Annotated in this window: 13 protein-coding genes and 1 pseudogene; 3 read left to right on the plus strand and 11 right to left on the minus strand. The window is 69.5% G+C overall.

From position 1 onward, the window contains the following. Positions 1 to 22 precede the first annotated feature (22 nt). A pseudogene (locus tag E3O22_RS16295) lies at positions 23 to 469 on the plus strand (DUF222 domain-containing protein); the annotation flags it as partial. A gap of 396 nt (positions 470 to 865) precedes the next feature. On the opposite strand, the gene E3O22_RS07175 reads toward E3O22_RS16295, so the two are convergent. The 6 genes from E3O22_RS07175 to E3O22_RS07195 form a co-directional block, all read right to left on the minus strand. Further along, a complete protein-coding gene (locus E3O22_RS07175) occupies positions 866 to 1,882 on the minus strand; it encodes a VIT1/CCC1 transporter family protein (protein ID WP_370448454.1) in 1,017 nt (338 codons plus the stop codon). A gap of 98 nt (positions 1,883 to 1,980) precedes the next feature. Then, positions 1,981 to 2,295 (minus strand): hypothetical protein, encoded by a 315-nt coding sequence (locus E3O22_RS15875; protein WP_134398634.1) that lies wholly within the window; start codon positions 2,293 to 2,295, stop codon positions 1,981 to 1,983. Beyond that, positions 2,295 to 3,800 (minus strand): Asp-tRNA(Asn)/Glu-tRNA(Gln) amidotransferase subunit GatB, encoded by a 1,506-nt coding sequence (gatB, locus tag E3O22_RS07180; protein ID WP_134396249.1) that lies wholly within the window; start codon positions 3,798 to 3,800, stop codon positions 2,295 to 2,297. Before gatB ends, E3O22_RS15875 begins: the two co-directional genes overlap by 1 nt. Then, positions 3,800 to 5,362, minus strand: a complete 1,563-nt coding sequence (gatA, locus tag E3O22_RS07185) for an Asp-tRNA(Asn)/Glu-tRNA(Gln) amidotransferase subunit GatA (protein WP_134396250.1) — start codon at positions 5,360 to 5,362, stop codon at positions 3,800 to 3,802. The genes gatB and gatA overlap by 1 nt, the downstream gene beginning before the upstream one ends. Before the next feature lie 3 nt (positions 5,363 to 5,365). After that, positions 5,366 to 5,662, minus strand: coding sequence for an Asp-tRNA(Asn)/Glu-tRNA(Gln) amidotransferase subunit GatC (gene gatC, locus E3O22_RS07190; RefSeq protein WP_166784587.1), 297 nt, complete (start codon positions 5,660 to 5,662; stop codon positions 5,366 to 5,368). A 38-nt stretch (positions 5,663 to 5,700) separates the two neighbouring features. After that, complete coding sequence (locus E3O22_RS07195) at positions 5,701 to 7,029, minus strand: alpha/beta hydrolase (protein ID WP_166784588.1); 1,329 nt, start codon at positions 7,027 to 7,029, stop codon at positions 5,701 to 5,703. Positions 7,030 to 7,327: 298 nt separating this feature from the next. Here E3O22_RS07195 and E3O22_RS07200 point away from each other — a divergent pair, with 298 nt between their 5' ends. Then, a complete protein-coding gene (locus tag E3O22_RS07200; RefSeq protein ID WP_134396252.1) occupies positions 7,328 to 7,873 on the plus strand; it encodes a PadR family transcriptional regulator in 546 nt (181 codons plus the stop codon). Then, positions 7,870 to 8,664 carry an alpha/beta fold hydrolase gene (locus E3O22_RS07205; RefSeq protein ID WP_134396253.1) on the plus strand — a complete coding sequence of 265 codons (795 nt, stop codon included), beginning with the start codon at positions 7,870 to 7,872 and terminating at the stop codon, positions 8,662 to 8,664. Before E3O22_RS07200 ends, E3O22_RS07205 begins: the two co-directional genes overlap by 4 nt. 1 nt (position 8,665) lies before the next feature. Here E3O22_RS07205 and ligA read toward each other — a convergent pair whose 3' ends face one another. The 5 genes from ligA to E3O22_RS07230 all read right to left on the minus strand — a co-directional run bounded on the left by ligA (position 8,666) and on the right by E3O22_RS07230 (position 14,155). Continuing rightward, positions 8,666 to 10,939 carry an NAD-dependent DNA ligase LigA gene (ligA, locus tag E3O22_RS07210; RefSeq protein WP_134396254.1) on the minus strand — a complete coding sequence of 758 codons (2,274 nt, stop codon included), beginning with the start codon at positions 10,937 to 10,939 and terminating at the stop codon, positions 8,666 to 8,668. Further along, positions 10,932 to 12,134, minus strand: coding sequence for a tRNA 2-thiouridine(34) synthase MnmA (gene mnmA, locus E3O22_RS07215; protein ID WP_134396255.1), 1,203 nt, complete (start codon positions 12,132 to 12,134; stop codon positions 10,932 to 10,934). Before mnmA ends, ligA begins: the two co-directional genes overlap by 8 nt. 148 nt (positions 12,135 to 12,282) lie before the next feature. Then, positions 12,283 to 12,522, minus strand: coding sequence for a hypothetical protein (locus E3O22_RS07220; RefSeq protein WP_134396256.1), 240 nt, complete (start codon positions 12,520 to 12,522; stop codon positions 12,283 to 12,285). Then, positions 12,522 to 12,827: a winged helix-turn-helix domain-containing protein gene (locus E3O22_RS07225; RefSeq protein ID WP_104103546.1), complete on the minus strand. Its 306-nt coding sequence runs from the start codon at positions 12,825 to 12,827 to the stop codon at positions 12,522 to 12,524. The genes E3O22_RS07220 and E3O22_RS07225 overlap by 1 nt, the downstream gene beginning before the upstream one ends. A 143-nt stretch (positions 12,828 to 12,970) precedes the next feature. Further along, positions 12,971 to 14,155 carry a cysteine desulfurase family protein gene (locus tag E3O22_RS07230; protein WP_134396257.1) on the minus strand — a complete coding sequence of 395 codons (1,185 nt, stop codon included), beginning with the start codon at positions 14,153 to 14,155 and terminating at the stop codon, positions 12,971 to 12,973. Positions 14,156 to 14,189 lie beyond the last annotated feature (34 nt).

Raw genomic sequence — 14,189 nt, forward strand, 5'->3', positions numbered from 1 at the left:
CACAGCCCGGCACCAAAAATCGGTGGCCGACCGCAAGGTGATCTTCGAGCCCGAGGCCGACGGGATGGCCTCGCTGCACTGGCTCGACTCGGCCGAGAAGGTGACAGCCGGGTACGACCGCCTCACCGTGATGGGGATGAGCCTGCAGGGCCCGAACGAGACCCGCACACTCACCCAGCTGCGGGCAGACGTGTTCGAAGACCTGATCCTCGACGGGGTCACCGCGCCAGGGCTGGGCCAGGGTGTTCGCGGGTCGGTGCACGTGACCGTCCCGGTGATGACGCTCCTCGGCCACTCCGAGGCCCCCGGGCACCTCGAGGGATACGGACCGATCGACCCCGACACCGCACGCGAGATCGCGGCTCGGGCACCCGGCTTCATCCGGATCCTGACCCACCCGGACACGGGAGCGGTGCTCTCGGTCGGGCGCACCCGCTACAAGGTGCCGAAAGAACTGCGACGGTACCTCCGGGTGCGAGACGAAACCTGCCGGTGGCCGGGCTGCCGCCGGGCGGCGACCCAGTGCGACATCGACCACACCCTCGACTGGCAGTACGACGGGCTGACGGAGCACGACAACCTCGCGCATCTGTGTCCAGCCGACCATGCACTGAAGTCAGAGACCCGGTGGACCTACACGCACCTCCCGGACGGAACCCTGAAGTGGACCTCGCCGACCGGGCGCACGTTCATCAGTGAGCCAGCCACGATCATCCGCCCACCGGGGAAGCGGCCGNGGGAAGCGGCCGGGATCGAAGCCGACCGTTCGACCGCTGGCCAGGGACGATCCGGCCCCGTTCTGATCTGGGTTTCGACAAGCTCAACCACCGGGGCGGCTCAATTACCGGCCGGCTCGGGAGCCGCGTTAGGCGATCGAGGTTCCGAAGAGAAGACCCAGCAGATAGGTGACGCCGGCGGCACCGAAACCGATGATGAGCTGACGGATGGCACGCCGCCAGGGCGGCCCGCCCGAGAGCAGACCGACGATGGCACCGGTGGCCAGCAGGGCGAGCCCCACGAGCACGGCGGCCACGATGACCGCGGTGATCCCGTCGAGGCCGAACAGATACGGCAGCACCGGCAGGATCGCCCCGGAGGCGAAGAAGCAGAAACTCGACGTGGCCGCTCCGATTCCCGTGCCGATGGCCTCGTGCTCGTCGATCGCCGGAGCCAGGCCGCCGGTCTTCTTGACGTCGACCGAGCCGGTCGCGATGGCCACCGTGCGCAGAACCTCGCGTGCATGGATTTCGGCCTTCTCCGGCGACATCCCCTGCGCGCGATAGACCAGGGTCAACTCGTTCGCAGCCAGATCGAGATGGGCCAGCACGTTCCGGGACGCCGGATTCGGCGTTGAGGCTTCGAGCAGCTCACGCTGGGACCGTACCGAGACATATTCGCCGGCACCCATCGAGAGTGCCCCGGCGAGGAGACCGGCGATACCGGTGAAGAGGATCGTGGCGGCGGGCACTCCGGTGGCGCCGATGCCCAGCACCAGGGCCAGGTTGCTGACGAGGCCGTCGTTGATCCCGAAGACCGCGGCCCTGAACGTGCCAGCCAGCCGCTGCCGGCCGCGAGCGGCCAGCCCACGCACGACCTCCTCGTGGATGCGCTCGTCGGCGGCCATGGTCTCGGTGGCGTCGGCATCGGCGTCATACGGGGAGCGGGCCTCGGCACGCTGGGCGAGGGCAAGCACGAACACCGATCCGAACCTGCGGGCCAGTAGCCCCAGGAAACGGGTGCGGATCGCGCCCCGGCGCGGGGCTCCGACCTGGTCACCGAGAAGGTGCCGCCAGTGCTGCTCGTGGCGCCCCTCGGCGTCGGCCAGAGCCAGCAGGATCTCGCGCTCCTCGCCGCTACGGCGACCGGCGAGGTCGCGGTACACCGTCGCTTCGGCCCGTTCGTCTGCCAGGTAGCGGCGCCAGCGACGGATGTCCCGCGCGGTCGCCGGGCGCTCCTGCTCCAGTTCCTGCTCCACGACGGTTACGCCTCGGGGGCGGCTTCGAGCGAGCTCTGCGCCACCCGAGCCGACGCGTGCGGGCCAGAACCGTCGAGACCGTAGAAGGGTTCGTCGAACTCCACGACCCATACGCTTTCCCGTCCGGACACGGGGGCGTACAGGGCCGCACCCTGGAGTTCTCCGGCCGCCACGATCACGCCGCTCGGGTCTTCGGCGTCGGAGTCCGGATACCGACCACGATCCAAGCGCACCACGACCTGCGCTCCCACACCGAGGGCACCCGGCTGGGAACCGGGGTACCCGTCGGCGGCAGGTTGGCGCGTGTTCCGCAGGCCCATTACTCGGCCGCTCCGGCACGCTCGAGCACGAGCTCACGCACGCGGGCGGCATCCGCTTGTCCGCGCATGGCCTTCATGACGGCGCCGATCACGGCTCCAGCAGCCTGAACCTTGCCGTCGCGGATCTTGACCAGTACGTCGGGCTGGGCGGCCAGAGCCTCATCGATCGCCGCGATCAGCGCGCCATCGTCCGAGACGACCGCGAGACCGCGGGACTCGACGACCTCGAGCGGAGTGCCCTCGCCGCCGATGACGCCCTCGAGCACCTGTCGGGCCAGGCGGTCGGTGAGCGTTCCGGCCACGACGAGTTCGATCAGTGCGGCGACCTGCGCCGGCTGTACAAGCGAGTCGGCGGACACACCGGAGGCGTTCGCAAGGCGGGCAACCTCGCCGGTCCACCACTTGCGGGCGGCCTGAGCTGCGGCGCCGGCCGCGATGGTTGCCTCGACGGCGTCGAGAAGGTCGGAGTTGACGACATCCTGAAATTCGAGGTTGGCGAAGCCCCAATCGGCCTGGAGCCGCTTGCGGCGGGCGGCCGGAGGCTCCGGCAGGGTGGCGCGGAGTTCTTCCACCCATTCCCGCGACGGGGCCACGGGAACGAGGTCGGGCTCCGGGAAGTACCGGTAGTCGTCGGCGTCGGACTTGGGCCGACCGGCCGAGGTGATGCCGGTGTCCTCATGCCAGTGCCGGGTCTCCTGGGTGATGGTTCCACCGGCGTGCAGCAGGGCAGCCTGACGCTGGATCTCGTACCGCACGGCCCGCTCGACCGAACGCAGCGAGTTCACGTTCTTGGTCTCGGTGCGCGTACCGAGCACGTTCGAGCCGCGCGGGCGCAGGGACACGTTCGCGTCGCAACGCACGTTGCCCTCTTCCATCCGGGCGTTGGAGACGCCGAGCGCCTTCACGATCTCGCGGATGGCGGCAACGTAGGTGCGGCCGATCTCGGGTGAGTCCGCCTCGCCGCCCTCGATCATCTGGGTGACGATCTCGACCAGCGGCACTCCGCCGCGGTTGTAGTCGACCAGCGAGTAGTCGGCACCCTGGATGCGACCGGTCGCCCCACCCACGTGGGTGAGCTTGCCGGCGTCGTCCTCCATGTGAGCGCGCTCGATGTCGACCGTGACCAGGCGTCCGCTTTCGAGTTCGATCGTGAGCTGACCGTTGAACGCGATCGGCTCGTCATACTGCGAAGTCTGGAAGTTCTTCGCGGTGTCCGGGTAGAAGTAGTTCTTGCGGGCGAACCGCGAGTACTCCGCGATCTCACAGCCGAGGGCGAGCCCCAAACGGATGCTCGATTCGATGGCCTTCGCGTTCACCTGCGGCAGCCCTCCGGGCAGACCCAGGCAGGTGGGGCAGGTGTTGGTGTTGGCACCCTGGCCGAACTCGTTCGCGCAGCCGCAGAACATCTTTGTTTTGGTGTTGAGCTCGACGTGCACCTCAAAGCCGAGCACCGGCTCGAACAGCTCCAGAGCCTTGTCGTAGTCCATCAGTTCGGCCTTCTTCATCAGACGGCTCCCTCTGTGCTTGTAAACGCTGTGCCGGCAAACATGTCACTCGGCGCCAGTTCCGGCGCCCGGCTGAGGAGGGTGTGCCCCCAGGATGCTTCGAGCAGCGCCTCGACGGCGGCTCCGAAGCTGTAGAGACGGGCATCCATTTTCGCGGGCGCCATGATCTGCAGGCCGACCGGCAGGCCGTCCTCGGGCGCGAGTCCCATCGGCAGGCTCATGCCGGGGACCCCGGCAAGGTTGGCCGGGATCGTGGTGACGTCGTTGAGGTACATGGCCATCGGGTCGGCCATCTTCTCGCCGAACTTGAACGCGGTGGTCGGCGCACTCGGCGACACCAGCACGTCGACCTTCGCGAAGGCCGCGTCGAAGTCGCGCTGGATCAGCGTGCGCACCTTCTGCGCGCTGCCGTAGTAGGCGTCGTAGTAGCCGGCACTGAGGGCGTAGGTGCCGAGAATGATGCGGCGTTTGACCTCGGGGCCGAAGCCCGCGTCGCGCGTGGCCGCCATGACCCGTTCGCTGGTCAGCGGGCCGTCTTCCGGGTTGACCCGGATTCCGAAGCGCACCGAGTCGAAGCGCGCCAAGTTGCTCGACGCCTCCGCCGGGAGGATCAGATAGTAGGCAGCGATCGCATACTCGAAGCTGGGGGCGGAAATCTCGACGATCTCGGCGCCCGCCGCGGAAAGCAGCGTGAGGGTCTCGGTGAAGCGCTGCGCGACTCCGGCCTGGAATCCGTCGCCGCTCAGCTCCTTGATCACGCCGACCCGCACCCCCGTGAGCGCCCCGTCGGCGAGGCCGGCGCGTGCGGCGGCCGCCATCGAGGGCCAGGTGTCCGTGAGCGACGTCGAGTCGAGCGGGTCGTGCCCGCCGATCACGTCGTGCAGCAGGGCGGCGTCGAGCACCGTGCGGGTCACCGGGCCGACCTGATCGAGCGAGGATGCGAGAGCGATCGAGCCGTAGCGTGACACACCGCCGTAGGTGGGCTTGACGCCGACCGAGCCGGTGACGGCGGCCGGCTGGCGGATCGAGCCGCCGGTGTCGCTGCCGAGTGCCAGCGGCGCCTCGAAGGAGCTGACCGCGGCCGCGGAGCCACCGCCGGAGCCGCCGGGGATCCGGTCGAAGTCCCACGGGTTGTGCGTCGGGCCGTAGGCGGAGAATTCGGTCGACGAGCCCATCGCGAACTCGTCCATGTTGGTCTTGCCGAGCAGAATCAGCCCGGCGTCGCGCACGCGCCTGACCACGGTGGCGTCGTATGGGGGGATCCAGCCCTCGAGGATCTTGGAACCGGCGGTCGAGGGCATGTCGATGGTGGCGAGCACGTCCTTGATGGCGATCGGAACCCCGGCGAGCGGCCCGAGCACCTCGCCGGCGGCACGCCGGGCGTCGACGCGGGCTGCGGCGGCGAGCGCGGCCTCGCCGGCCACGTGGAGGAACGCGTGCACACCGGTGTCGACGGCCGCGATCTGGTCCAGGTGGGCCTGGGTCACCTCGACGGAGCTGATGGACCGTTCGACAAGCAGACCCGAGAGGTCGGCGGCGGACAACTTGATCACGTTGGTCATGGTTTACTCCTCGTCCAGGATTGCGGGCACGCGGAACTTGTCGCCGTCCCGGTCGGGAGCCCCGGAGAGCGCCTGTTCGACCGTGAGCGAGGGGACCACCGTGTCGGCGCGGAAGACATTGGTCAGCGGCATCGGGTGGCTCGTCGCCGGCACATCCGGCGTGGCCACTTCGGCTACCTTCGCGACCGAGTCAACGATCTGACCGAGTTCGGTCGTGAGGCGGGCGATCTCCTCCGAGCTGAGGTCGATCCGGGCAAGGTTGGCCAAATGGGCAACCTGCTCGGCCGTGATTTCAGACATGTTGCTCCGTACGATCGTCGGGGGTGAATTCCCCAATTCTATTCGGAGCCGTCGGTGACAAGATCCGCGTTGCCGGTTCCGATCAACGCCATGTTGTGCAGGGACTCGCTTCCAACGTCGAAGTAGGCGTTGTGGCCGACCGATCCGTTCAGCCAGGAGCCGGTGATCCGATCGTTCCCGCCGGACACGCCGAGGGTGTTCGCTCCGTAGGAATCCGCGCCGGGATCGCTGCCGAAGAAAGCGCTGTTCACGGTCGGGTCCCAGTCGGCGCTGCCCACATAGACACTGCCCGGCGCGACGCTCAGGCTGTCGACGGACTGCACCTGGCTGCCCGGGGACCCCACCAGCACCAGGGCGTCCACCCCGAACGTGCCGCGGGCCAGCGCCGTGAGCGCCACGGTCGACCCGTACGAGTGTGCGAGCACCGAAACAAAGGGCCGACGCGTGCCTCGGTCGGCCGCGATGCCTAAAGCCGACTGCTCCAGGAAGTCGGCGCCGACCTCCGCGAGGCCCGTCCCGCCCACGGTGAACACGGTGGGGGCCTCGTAGCCGATCCAGGCGATCGTGGCGACGCCGGCGGCGCGGATGCCGCCGGTCAGGGCGTGCCCGGACGGCGCCCCCCCGCGCAGCACCGCGATCTGTTCCGTGTACACGGCGTCTGCGGTGTCGGCCCAGTTGGCGATCTGCTGCTCCACGGTGTAGTTCATGCCGGGTACCAGATAGGTGACGAATTCGGCGGTGTCCGGGTTGCCGAGGGCGATTGCGGCACGCCCGCCGCCTGCGGGGTCGAGGAGGATCAAGGAACGGCGCGGGGCGCCGTCGGGGGTGCTCAGTGCCGCCTTGACCTGGGTCAGGACGGCGAGTTCTCGGTTGAGCAGCGTGCGCTCGCTGTCGTCGGTCGCGTCGGACAGCCGCTGGGTAACGTCGGCCAGGCTCTGCGTGAGGTAGCGGGCGTTGGCCCTGCCCCGCTCCCGGAAGGGGACGCCCTCCAGGTTGCCCACGAGCTTGGGTGCGGCAGCCAGCAGCGACGAACGCTCGGAAGCGCCGAGTTCCGTCCAGAGGCCGGCCACCGCGGAGGCTGCGGGCGGTGCCGTCAACAGGGCGTCGATCTGGCCGGGGGCCTGCTCCACGAACGCGGCCAGGTCGGCCACGGAGAGGGTGGACAGCCCGGCCAGCAGGCTGGCTCCGGTCAACCCCCGCACGGATTCGACCGTGGCGACCGTGGCGGACCTCGGCACGGATGCGATCGGCTGCGCGGAAACCCGCGGGTCGCCGGCGCCGGGTACCCCGACCGACGTGCCGGTGCGCGCCGACAGGTTCAGCCACAACGGTTCCGCCGCGGCGGGTTCGGCGCCCCGGTTCGGCACCGGTTGGCCCTGGACTGTGGTGCTGAGAGCGAGCGCGCCAGAGGTCTCACTGACTCCATTGAGAGCCAGAGAGAGCGTTAGAACCGCCGCTTCTAACAGCAAACCTGGGCACGTCCCCTCACGAACACCGAGTAGCAAAACAACCCGGCCCCTAACAGACAAGCATTGCGTCTCCAGACTACTGAAACGGATGGTGCGGCCGTGCCCCCACAGCGGGTCCGGGAGACCCCCGATCGAGGGTCAATTGCGCCAAAATTGATACTTGCATTATCCTGTATAGGTGTGATCTTATATAAACATGTCGCTGAAAATCGCCCTCCTCGGGATCCTGGACCTCGCACCGATGACGGGATACGACCTCAAAAAGAGCATCGAGGCATCCGTCGCCCATTTCTGGTCCGCCGACCAATCCCAGATCTACCGCACGCTGGCGGCACTGGTCGCCGACGGACTCGCCGACGTCGAGGTCATTCCGCAGGAGGGACGCCCCGATCGGCGCGAGCACCACATCACCTCGGCCGGCCGGGCGGCTCTGGGCGACTGGCTGCGGGCGCCGTTGGAACCCGAAACCTCGCACGACGCGTTCCTGATGCGGATGTTCTTCGTCGGCACCCTGGGGGTGCCGGCCACCCGGGCACTGCTGCGGGCGCGGCGCGGCCAGGCCACCGCGATGGTGGCCGCACTGCGTTCCGTCGCCGAGCAGGAGCAGGCCCACCGCGAGCCCGATGATCGTGCCCCGGACGACCTCGGACGCAGGCTGCGCTTCGCAACGCTGCGGAACGGAATCCTCCACGCCGAAGCGGAACTCGCGTGGCTGGTCGAGACGAAGGAAGCCCTCGGATGAGCCCTCCCCGCCGCCGTCTGGAATCCCGCTATCCCCTGCAGCACGGCGTTGACACCACGGGGACCGACACGATCATGTTCCTGCACGGCGGCAGCGTCGCGTCGTGGTCCTGGAGACCGCAGGTGGAGGGAATGACCGACCGGCACCTGCTCACGCCCGACCTGCCCGGTTTCGGTGACCGGGCCGGAGAGGACTGGCTTTCCCTCGGTCAGACCGCCGACGATGTGGCCGGCATCATCGCCGCGCACGCGCGCGGCGGCCGGGCCCATCTGGTGGGGCTGTCCCTGGGCGGCCTGGTGGCCACGCACGTCATGGCCCGGCACCCGGGACTGCTGCACTCGTGCCTGGTGTCCGGCGTGCCGCTCACCGGGGTGCACGGCACGGCCCGTCTCCTGAGCACGATGCAACTGCGGCTCTGGCACCGCCCCTGGTACTGGCGGGCCCAGGCGAAGGCATTCGGCCTGCCCTCCGACGCGGTCGACCTCTTCGTGGAACACGGTCTGAGTCTCCGAACCGACAATGCCCGGCGCGTCTTCGCCGAGGTGAACCGCGGCGGCGTCCCGGAGAGGCTGCAGGACTACCGCGGCCCCCTGCTGGCGGTGGCGGGCGAACGGGAGTCCCGCGTCGTCCGGGACAGCTTTCCCGCGCTGCTCGCCCACCTGCCGCAGACTCGCACCTGGACCGCACCCGGCATGCACCATGTCTGGAGCATCGAGGATGTGGATTTGTTCACCCGGATGGTGCTCGGTTGGGTCAACGCGTCAGAGGTACCGGGCGAGGAGAGCCGTTGAATCAAGCCGGGTCGGCGTCGGCGTCGGCCGTGGTCTCGGCCAGGGACTCGGGGCCGCTCGTGACCAGCTGGTGGAATTCGGCGGCGTCGAGGATCCGCAGGCCGAGCGCCTCCGCCTTGGCCAGCTTCGACCCCGCGCCCGGACCGGCGGCCACGAAGTCGGTATTCTTCGACACGCTCCCGGCGGATTTGCCCCCGGCGGAAATGATCGCCTCCTGCGCCTCTTCCCGGGTGTAGCCCTCGATCGAGCCGGTGGCCACCACCGTGAGCCCGGCCAGCACTCCCCCTGCCGCCGCAGCGGCTCCCGGACCGGGATGTCCCGATATGCGGAACTGAACGCCGGCCAGCGTCCACTGCTCCACGATGCCCTGGTGCCAGTCCACCTCGAACCACGCGATGATGGCGTCGGCGATGATGCCGCCTACCCCGTCGACCTCGGCGAGCTCCTCGCGGGACGCGGCCCGGATCAGCTTGAGGGAACCGAAGTGGCCGGCCAGGGCGCGCGCCGCCACCGGCCCGACGTGACGGATGTTGAGGGCCACCAAAAGCCGCCACAGCGGCTTGGTCTTCGCCAGCTCGATCTCGCGCAGGAGCTTCTGCGCACTCGACGACGCCTGCGGTCCCTCGACGCCCTCCTTCTTCTCGGCGGCCGTAGGGTTGCGCCGGAACGGCGTGCGCAGTCGCACGGAGCCGTCATCCTCTTCCTTGGCCAACCCGGTCTCGGCGTCCCGCACGATGACCTCGATCGGCAGCAGGTCGTCGAGGGTGAGGTCGAACAGGCCGGCCTCGGTGGGCAGGGGCGGCTCCGCCGGACGGGTGGGCTGGGTGAGAGCGGCGGCGGCCACCTCGCCGAGCACCTCGATGTCGAGGGCGCCGCGGGAGCCGATGTGCTCGACCCGGCCGCGCACCTGAGCCGGGCAGCTGCGCGCGTTCGGGCAGCGGAGGTCGATGTCGCCCTCCTTGGTCGGGGCGAGCGGCGTGCCGCACTCCGGGCAGTTCACCGGCATGACGAAGGCTCGCTCGGTGCCGTCGCGCAGCTCGACCACCGGGCCGAGCACCTCGGGGATGACGTCGCCGGCCTTGCGCAGCACGACGATGTCGCCGATCAGGACGCCCTTGGCCTGGACCACGTCCTGGTTGTGCAGGGTGGCCTGGCGCACCTCGGAACCGGCGACCCGCACCTTCTTCATCACGGCGAACGGCGTGGCCCGGCCGGTCCGGCCGACGCTGACGACGATGTCGAGCAGCCTGGTGTTGACCTGTTCGGGCGGGTATTTGTAGGCGATCGCCCAGCGCGGCGCCCGGCTGGTGGCACCAAGTTCGGCATGCAGGGCCAACTCGTCGACCTTGATCACGATGCCGTCGATCTCGTGGTCGACGCTGGCGCGGTGCTCGCCGTAGTACGCGATGAAATCCGCCGCGAGAGCCGCGGAGGGTTCCACCCGGTAGTAGCTGCTGGTGGGCAGACCCCAGCCCTGCAACAGCTCGTAGACGCCGGATTGGGACGCAACCGGCGGGGTGGCCCACGCGCCGATGCCGTGCACCAGCATCCGGAGCCGGCCGAGCCTGGCCCGCATCAGGCGCAGCGGTTCCGCGGCCTTACCCTCGGCCTTCTGGCGCAGGGAGCCGGCCGCCGCGTTGCGCGGATTCGCGAAAACGCGTTCGCCGGCGGCGACCTGCTGCGCGTTGAGCTCGAGGAATTCGGCGACCGGGAAGAACACTTCACCGCGAACCTCCATCAGGGCCGGATGCCCGGTGCCCCGCAGTTTTCTCGGAATGCCGGGCACCCAGGCGACGTTCTCACTGACGTCCTCGCCGACCACCCCGTCGCCGCGGGTGGCGGCGCTGACCAGCACCCCCTGCTCGTAGCGCAGGTTGATCGCGAGTCCGTCGATTTTGAGCTCGCAGAGGTAGTGCACGGGCCGCCCGGCGTCCCGTTCGACCTTCGCGGCCCAGAGGCCGAATTCGTCGAGCGAGAAGACGTTGTCGAGGCTGAGCATGCGTTCGGCATGCTGCACCGGATCGAACAGGCTGGTCTCGGCGCGGCCGCCCACGGTCTGGGTCGGGCTGTCCTGACTGGCCAGCTCGGGGAATTCCCGCTCGAGCTCGGCGAGGCGGCGCACCGACGCGTCGTACTCCGCGTCGGTGATGACGGCCTCGTTGCGGTCGTAGTACGCGTCCCGTGCTTCCAGGATGCGCTGGGTCAGGTCGGAGACCTCGGCCGCGGCGATGTGCAGGGGCGCGTCTGCCGCCGGGTCGGACGCCGGGCTATGCATCGACGGCGACGGCATCAGCGGCGGCGACGGCACTCTCGACGGCGCTCTCGACGGCACTGACCGTGCGGTCGATCGTGCACTGCCCAAGCACGCGGGTGCCGAGGTAGACGACGGCGGTCTGCCCGGGTGCGACGCCGGTGAGCGGCTCGGTCGGGATGATGACGAGCTCGGTGGTGGCGCCGCTCCCGCGGCTCGCGCTGGTCTCGGCGGACGAGCCGGCCTCGAGCGGAACGATCTGGGCCACGGCGGGAACCGGGTCGGCGTGGGCGCGGATCTGCACGTCGCAGCCGAAGGCGATCTCCGGGTGTGCGGGGGCCACGCCGCACCAGGTGAACTTCGTGCCGGCGATCTTCTTGATCGCGAGCGCCTCTTTCGGCCCGACGACGACGGTGTTGGAGATCGGGCGCACCTCGAGGACGAACCGGGGCTTGCCGTCGGCCGCCGGGGTGCCGATCTGCAGCCCCTTGCGCTGCCCGACGGTGAACGCGGCCGCCCCCTCGTGCGTGCCCAGGGTGTTGCCGTCCCGGTCGAGGATGTCTCCGGTCGCCGGGGGCACGCGCTCGGCCAGCCAGCCTCGGGTGTCGCCGTCGGGGATGAAGCAGATGTCGTAGGAGTCGGGCTTGTTCGCCACCGAGAAACCGCGCGCCGCGGCCTCCGCTCGCACCTCGGCCTTGGACGGCGTCGCGCCGAGCGGGAACATCGAGTGCGCCAGTTGGTCCTGGGTGAGCACGCCGAGCACATAGGACTGGTCCTTGGCCCAGGCGCTGGCGCGGTGCAGCTCTCGGTTGCCGTCGGCATCCGTCACGATCGTGGCGTAGTGACCGGTGGCGACGGCGTCGAAGCCCAGGTCGAGGGCTTTTTCGAGCAGGGCGGCGAACTTGATCCGCTCGTTGCAGCGCATGCAGGGGTTCGGGGTGCGGCCGGCGGCATATTCGGCGATGAAGTCGTCAACCACGTCGAGCTTGAACCGCTCGGAGAAGTCCCAGACGTAGTACGGGATGCCGATGATGTTGGCCGCCCGCTGGGCATCCATCGAGTCTTCGACCGTGCAGCAGCCGCGGCTGCCGGTCCGCAGGGTTCCGGGCATCCGGCTGAGGGCCAGGTGCACCCCGACCACCTCGTGTCCCGCCTCGACCATGCGGGCTGCGGCGACGGCGGAGTCCACCCCACCGCTCATTGCTGCCAAAACCTTCACCTGACGAGTGTAATCGGGTGAGCGCCCCCGCGCAGCCCCCGCCCAGCCCCCGCGCAACGAAACGATGGGCCGGGACGAGCGACGACGGATGCCCGCGGCACCAGCCAAGGCCAAGGCCAGGGCCAGGGCCAGGGCCAGGGGATATCGGTCAGGGGATATCGGTCAGGGTTCGCTCGATCGAGTCGAGGCGGAGCTCCAGCAGTGCGAGCCGGTCCAGCACGGCCTGATTGCTCGCGGTGCTCTGCTCGACGAGGCCGCGCAGGTCCGCCGCTCCGGCGAACTCCGCCTGCTTCTCGCGCGACCGCAGCACGGCCGCCACGATGCTCGATGTGACTCCGGCGATGATGCCGACAATGGCGATCCAGGCGAACCAGGGAATGTTGTCCATCAGTGTGTGCTTTCTGTATCGGCTGCGACCGCCGCAACGATGCGTGCGACGTTGGTGGTGACCTCGAACGAAACGACCTCGAAAAATTTCAGGGCCTTGCCGTCGTCGGAGAGTTCGAGGTGCCCGGTCACGTAACCGGCCGATTCGAGTCGTTGCAGGTGCATATACAACAGTGCCCGGGACATCCCCAGCCGACGGGCGAGCTCACTCACATGGAGGGACTCCTCCGCCAGCAGGGCGATAATGCGGAACCGGTGCGGGTTGGCGAGTGCGGACAGCCGGGCGATCTCCTCGTCGAGCGTCATCGTGCTCACGCTCCCCTCGACATCCATTTACCTGTAAGAAATACCTTACACGTGTAGGTCCACGGCGTCCAGCACCACCACGTCAGCCGCGCGGCGGGTGAGGAGCGACAACGTGCAGCAGAGCGCGGATGCCGCGGCGCGGCTCAGCGGCCCGGCATCCGGTCGGCCAGGCCGGCCCGGGCCGCCCGGGCGTGGGCGGCCGGGAGGGCGGCGAGCAGAGCGTCGACGTCGGCCTCGGTGTTGGTGCGGCCGAGGGTGATCCGCAGGGCGCCGCGCGCCTCCACTTCGCTGCGGCCCATGGCGCGCAGCACGTGGGAGGGCTCGGGCACGCCCGCCTGGCAGGCGGACCCCGTGGACACCGAGATGCCCGCCACGTCGAGCAGGAACAGGAGCGAGTCACCCTCGCAGCCCGGGAAGCTGAAATGCGCGGTGCCCGGCAGATGGTTTTGCGGGTCCGGGTCGCCGTTCACCACAGCGGAGGGCACGGCCGCGGAGACGCCGACGACGAGGCGCTCGCGCAGCGCGGAGATCCGCGCGTTCTCGGCCTGAAGGTCGTGCAGGGCGTTGGCCGCGACCGCGAACGCCACGGCCGCCGCGACGTCCTGAGTGCCGCTGCGTACCTGACGCTGCTGCCCGCCGCCGTGCAGCAGCGGCTCGACCGTGGCCCGGCGCGCGAGGGCGAGCGCCCCGATCCCGACCGGGCCGCCGATCTTGTGCGCCGAGACGCTGAGCGCGGCCACGCCGGCCTGGCTGAGGGCGTGGAAATCGATCGGAACGTGACCGTACGCCGCCACCGCGTCGACGTGCACCGGGATGCCGTACGCCGCGGCGAGCGCGGCCACCTCGGCGACCGGTTGCAGGGTCCCGACCTCGTTGTTGGCGCTGAGACAGGTGACCAGGGCGATGTCGTCGGGGTTCGCGGCGATGGATTGGGCAACCGCTGACAGGTCGATCCGGCCGACGGCGTCCAGCGGCAGCCACTCGACCACGGCCCCCTCGTGGCGTTCGAGCCACTCGACCGTGTCCATGGTGGCGTGGTGCTCGCCGCCGGGAACGAGGATGCGGGTGCGCGGCTGCCTGGCCCAGAACAGCCCCTTGATGCCGAGGTTGATCGCCTCGGTGCCGCCGCCGGTGAAGACTACCTCGATCGGGTCGCAGCCGAGGCTGGCGGCGACCTGCTCGCGGGCCTCCTCGAGCATCCGTTTCGCGTTCTGACCCTGACTGTGAACGGATGCGGGATTGCCCACCACCCCCATCGCCCGAACGTAGGCGTCAATGGCTTCGGGCAGCATGGGGGTGGTTGCCGCATGGTCCAGATAGATCGCCATCTCACTCCTTTCGCGCTCGCTCGAGTTTCGCCGG

This window comes from Cryobacterium sp. TMT2-18-2 (assembly GCF_004402245.1).
Lineage (GTDB): Bacteria > Actinomycetota > Actinomycetes > Actinomycetales > Microbacteriaceae > Cryobacterium > Cryobacterium sandaracinum.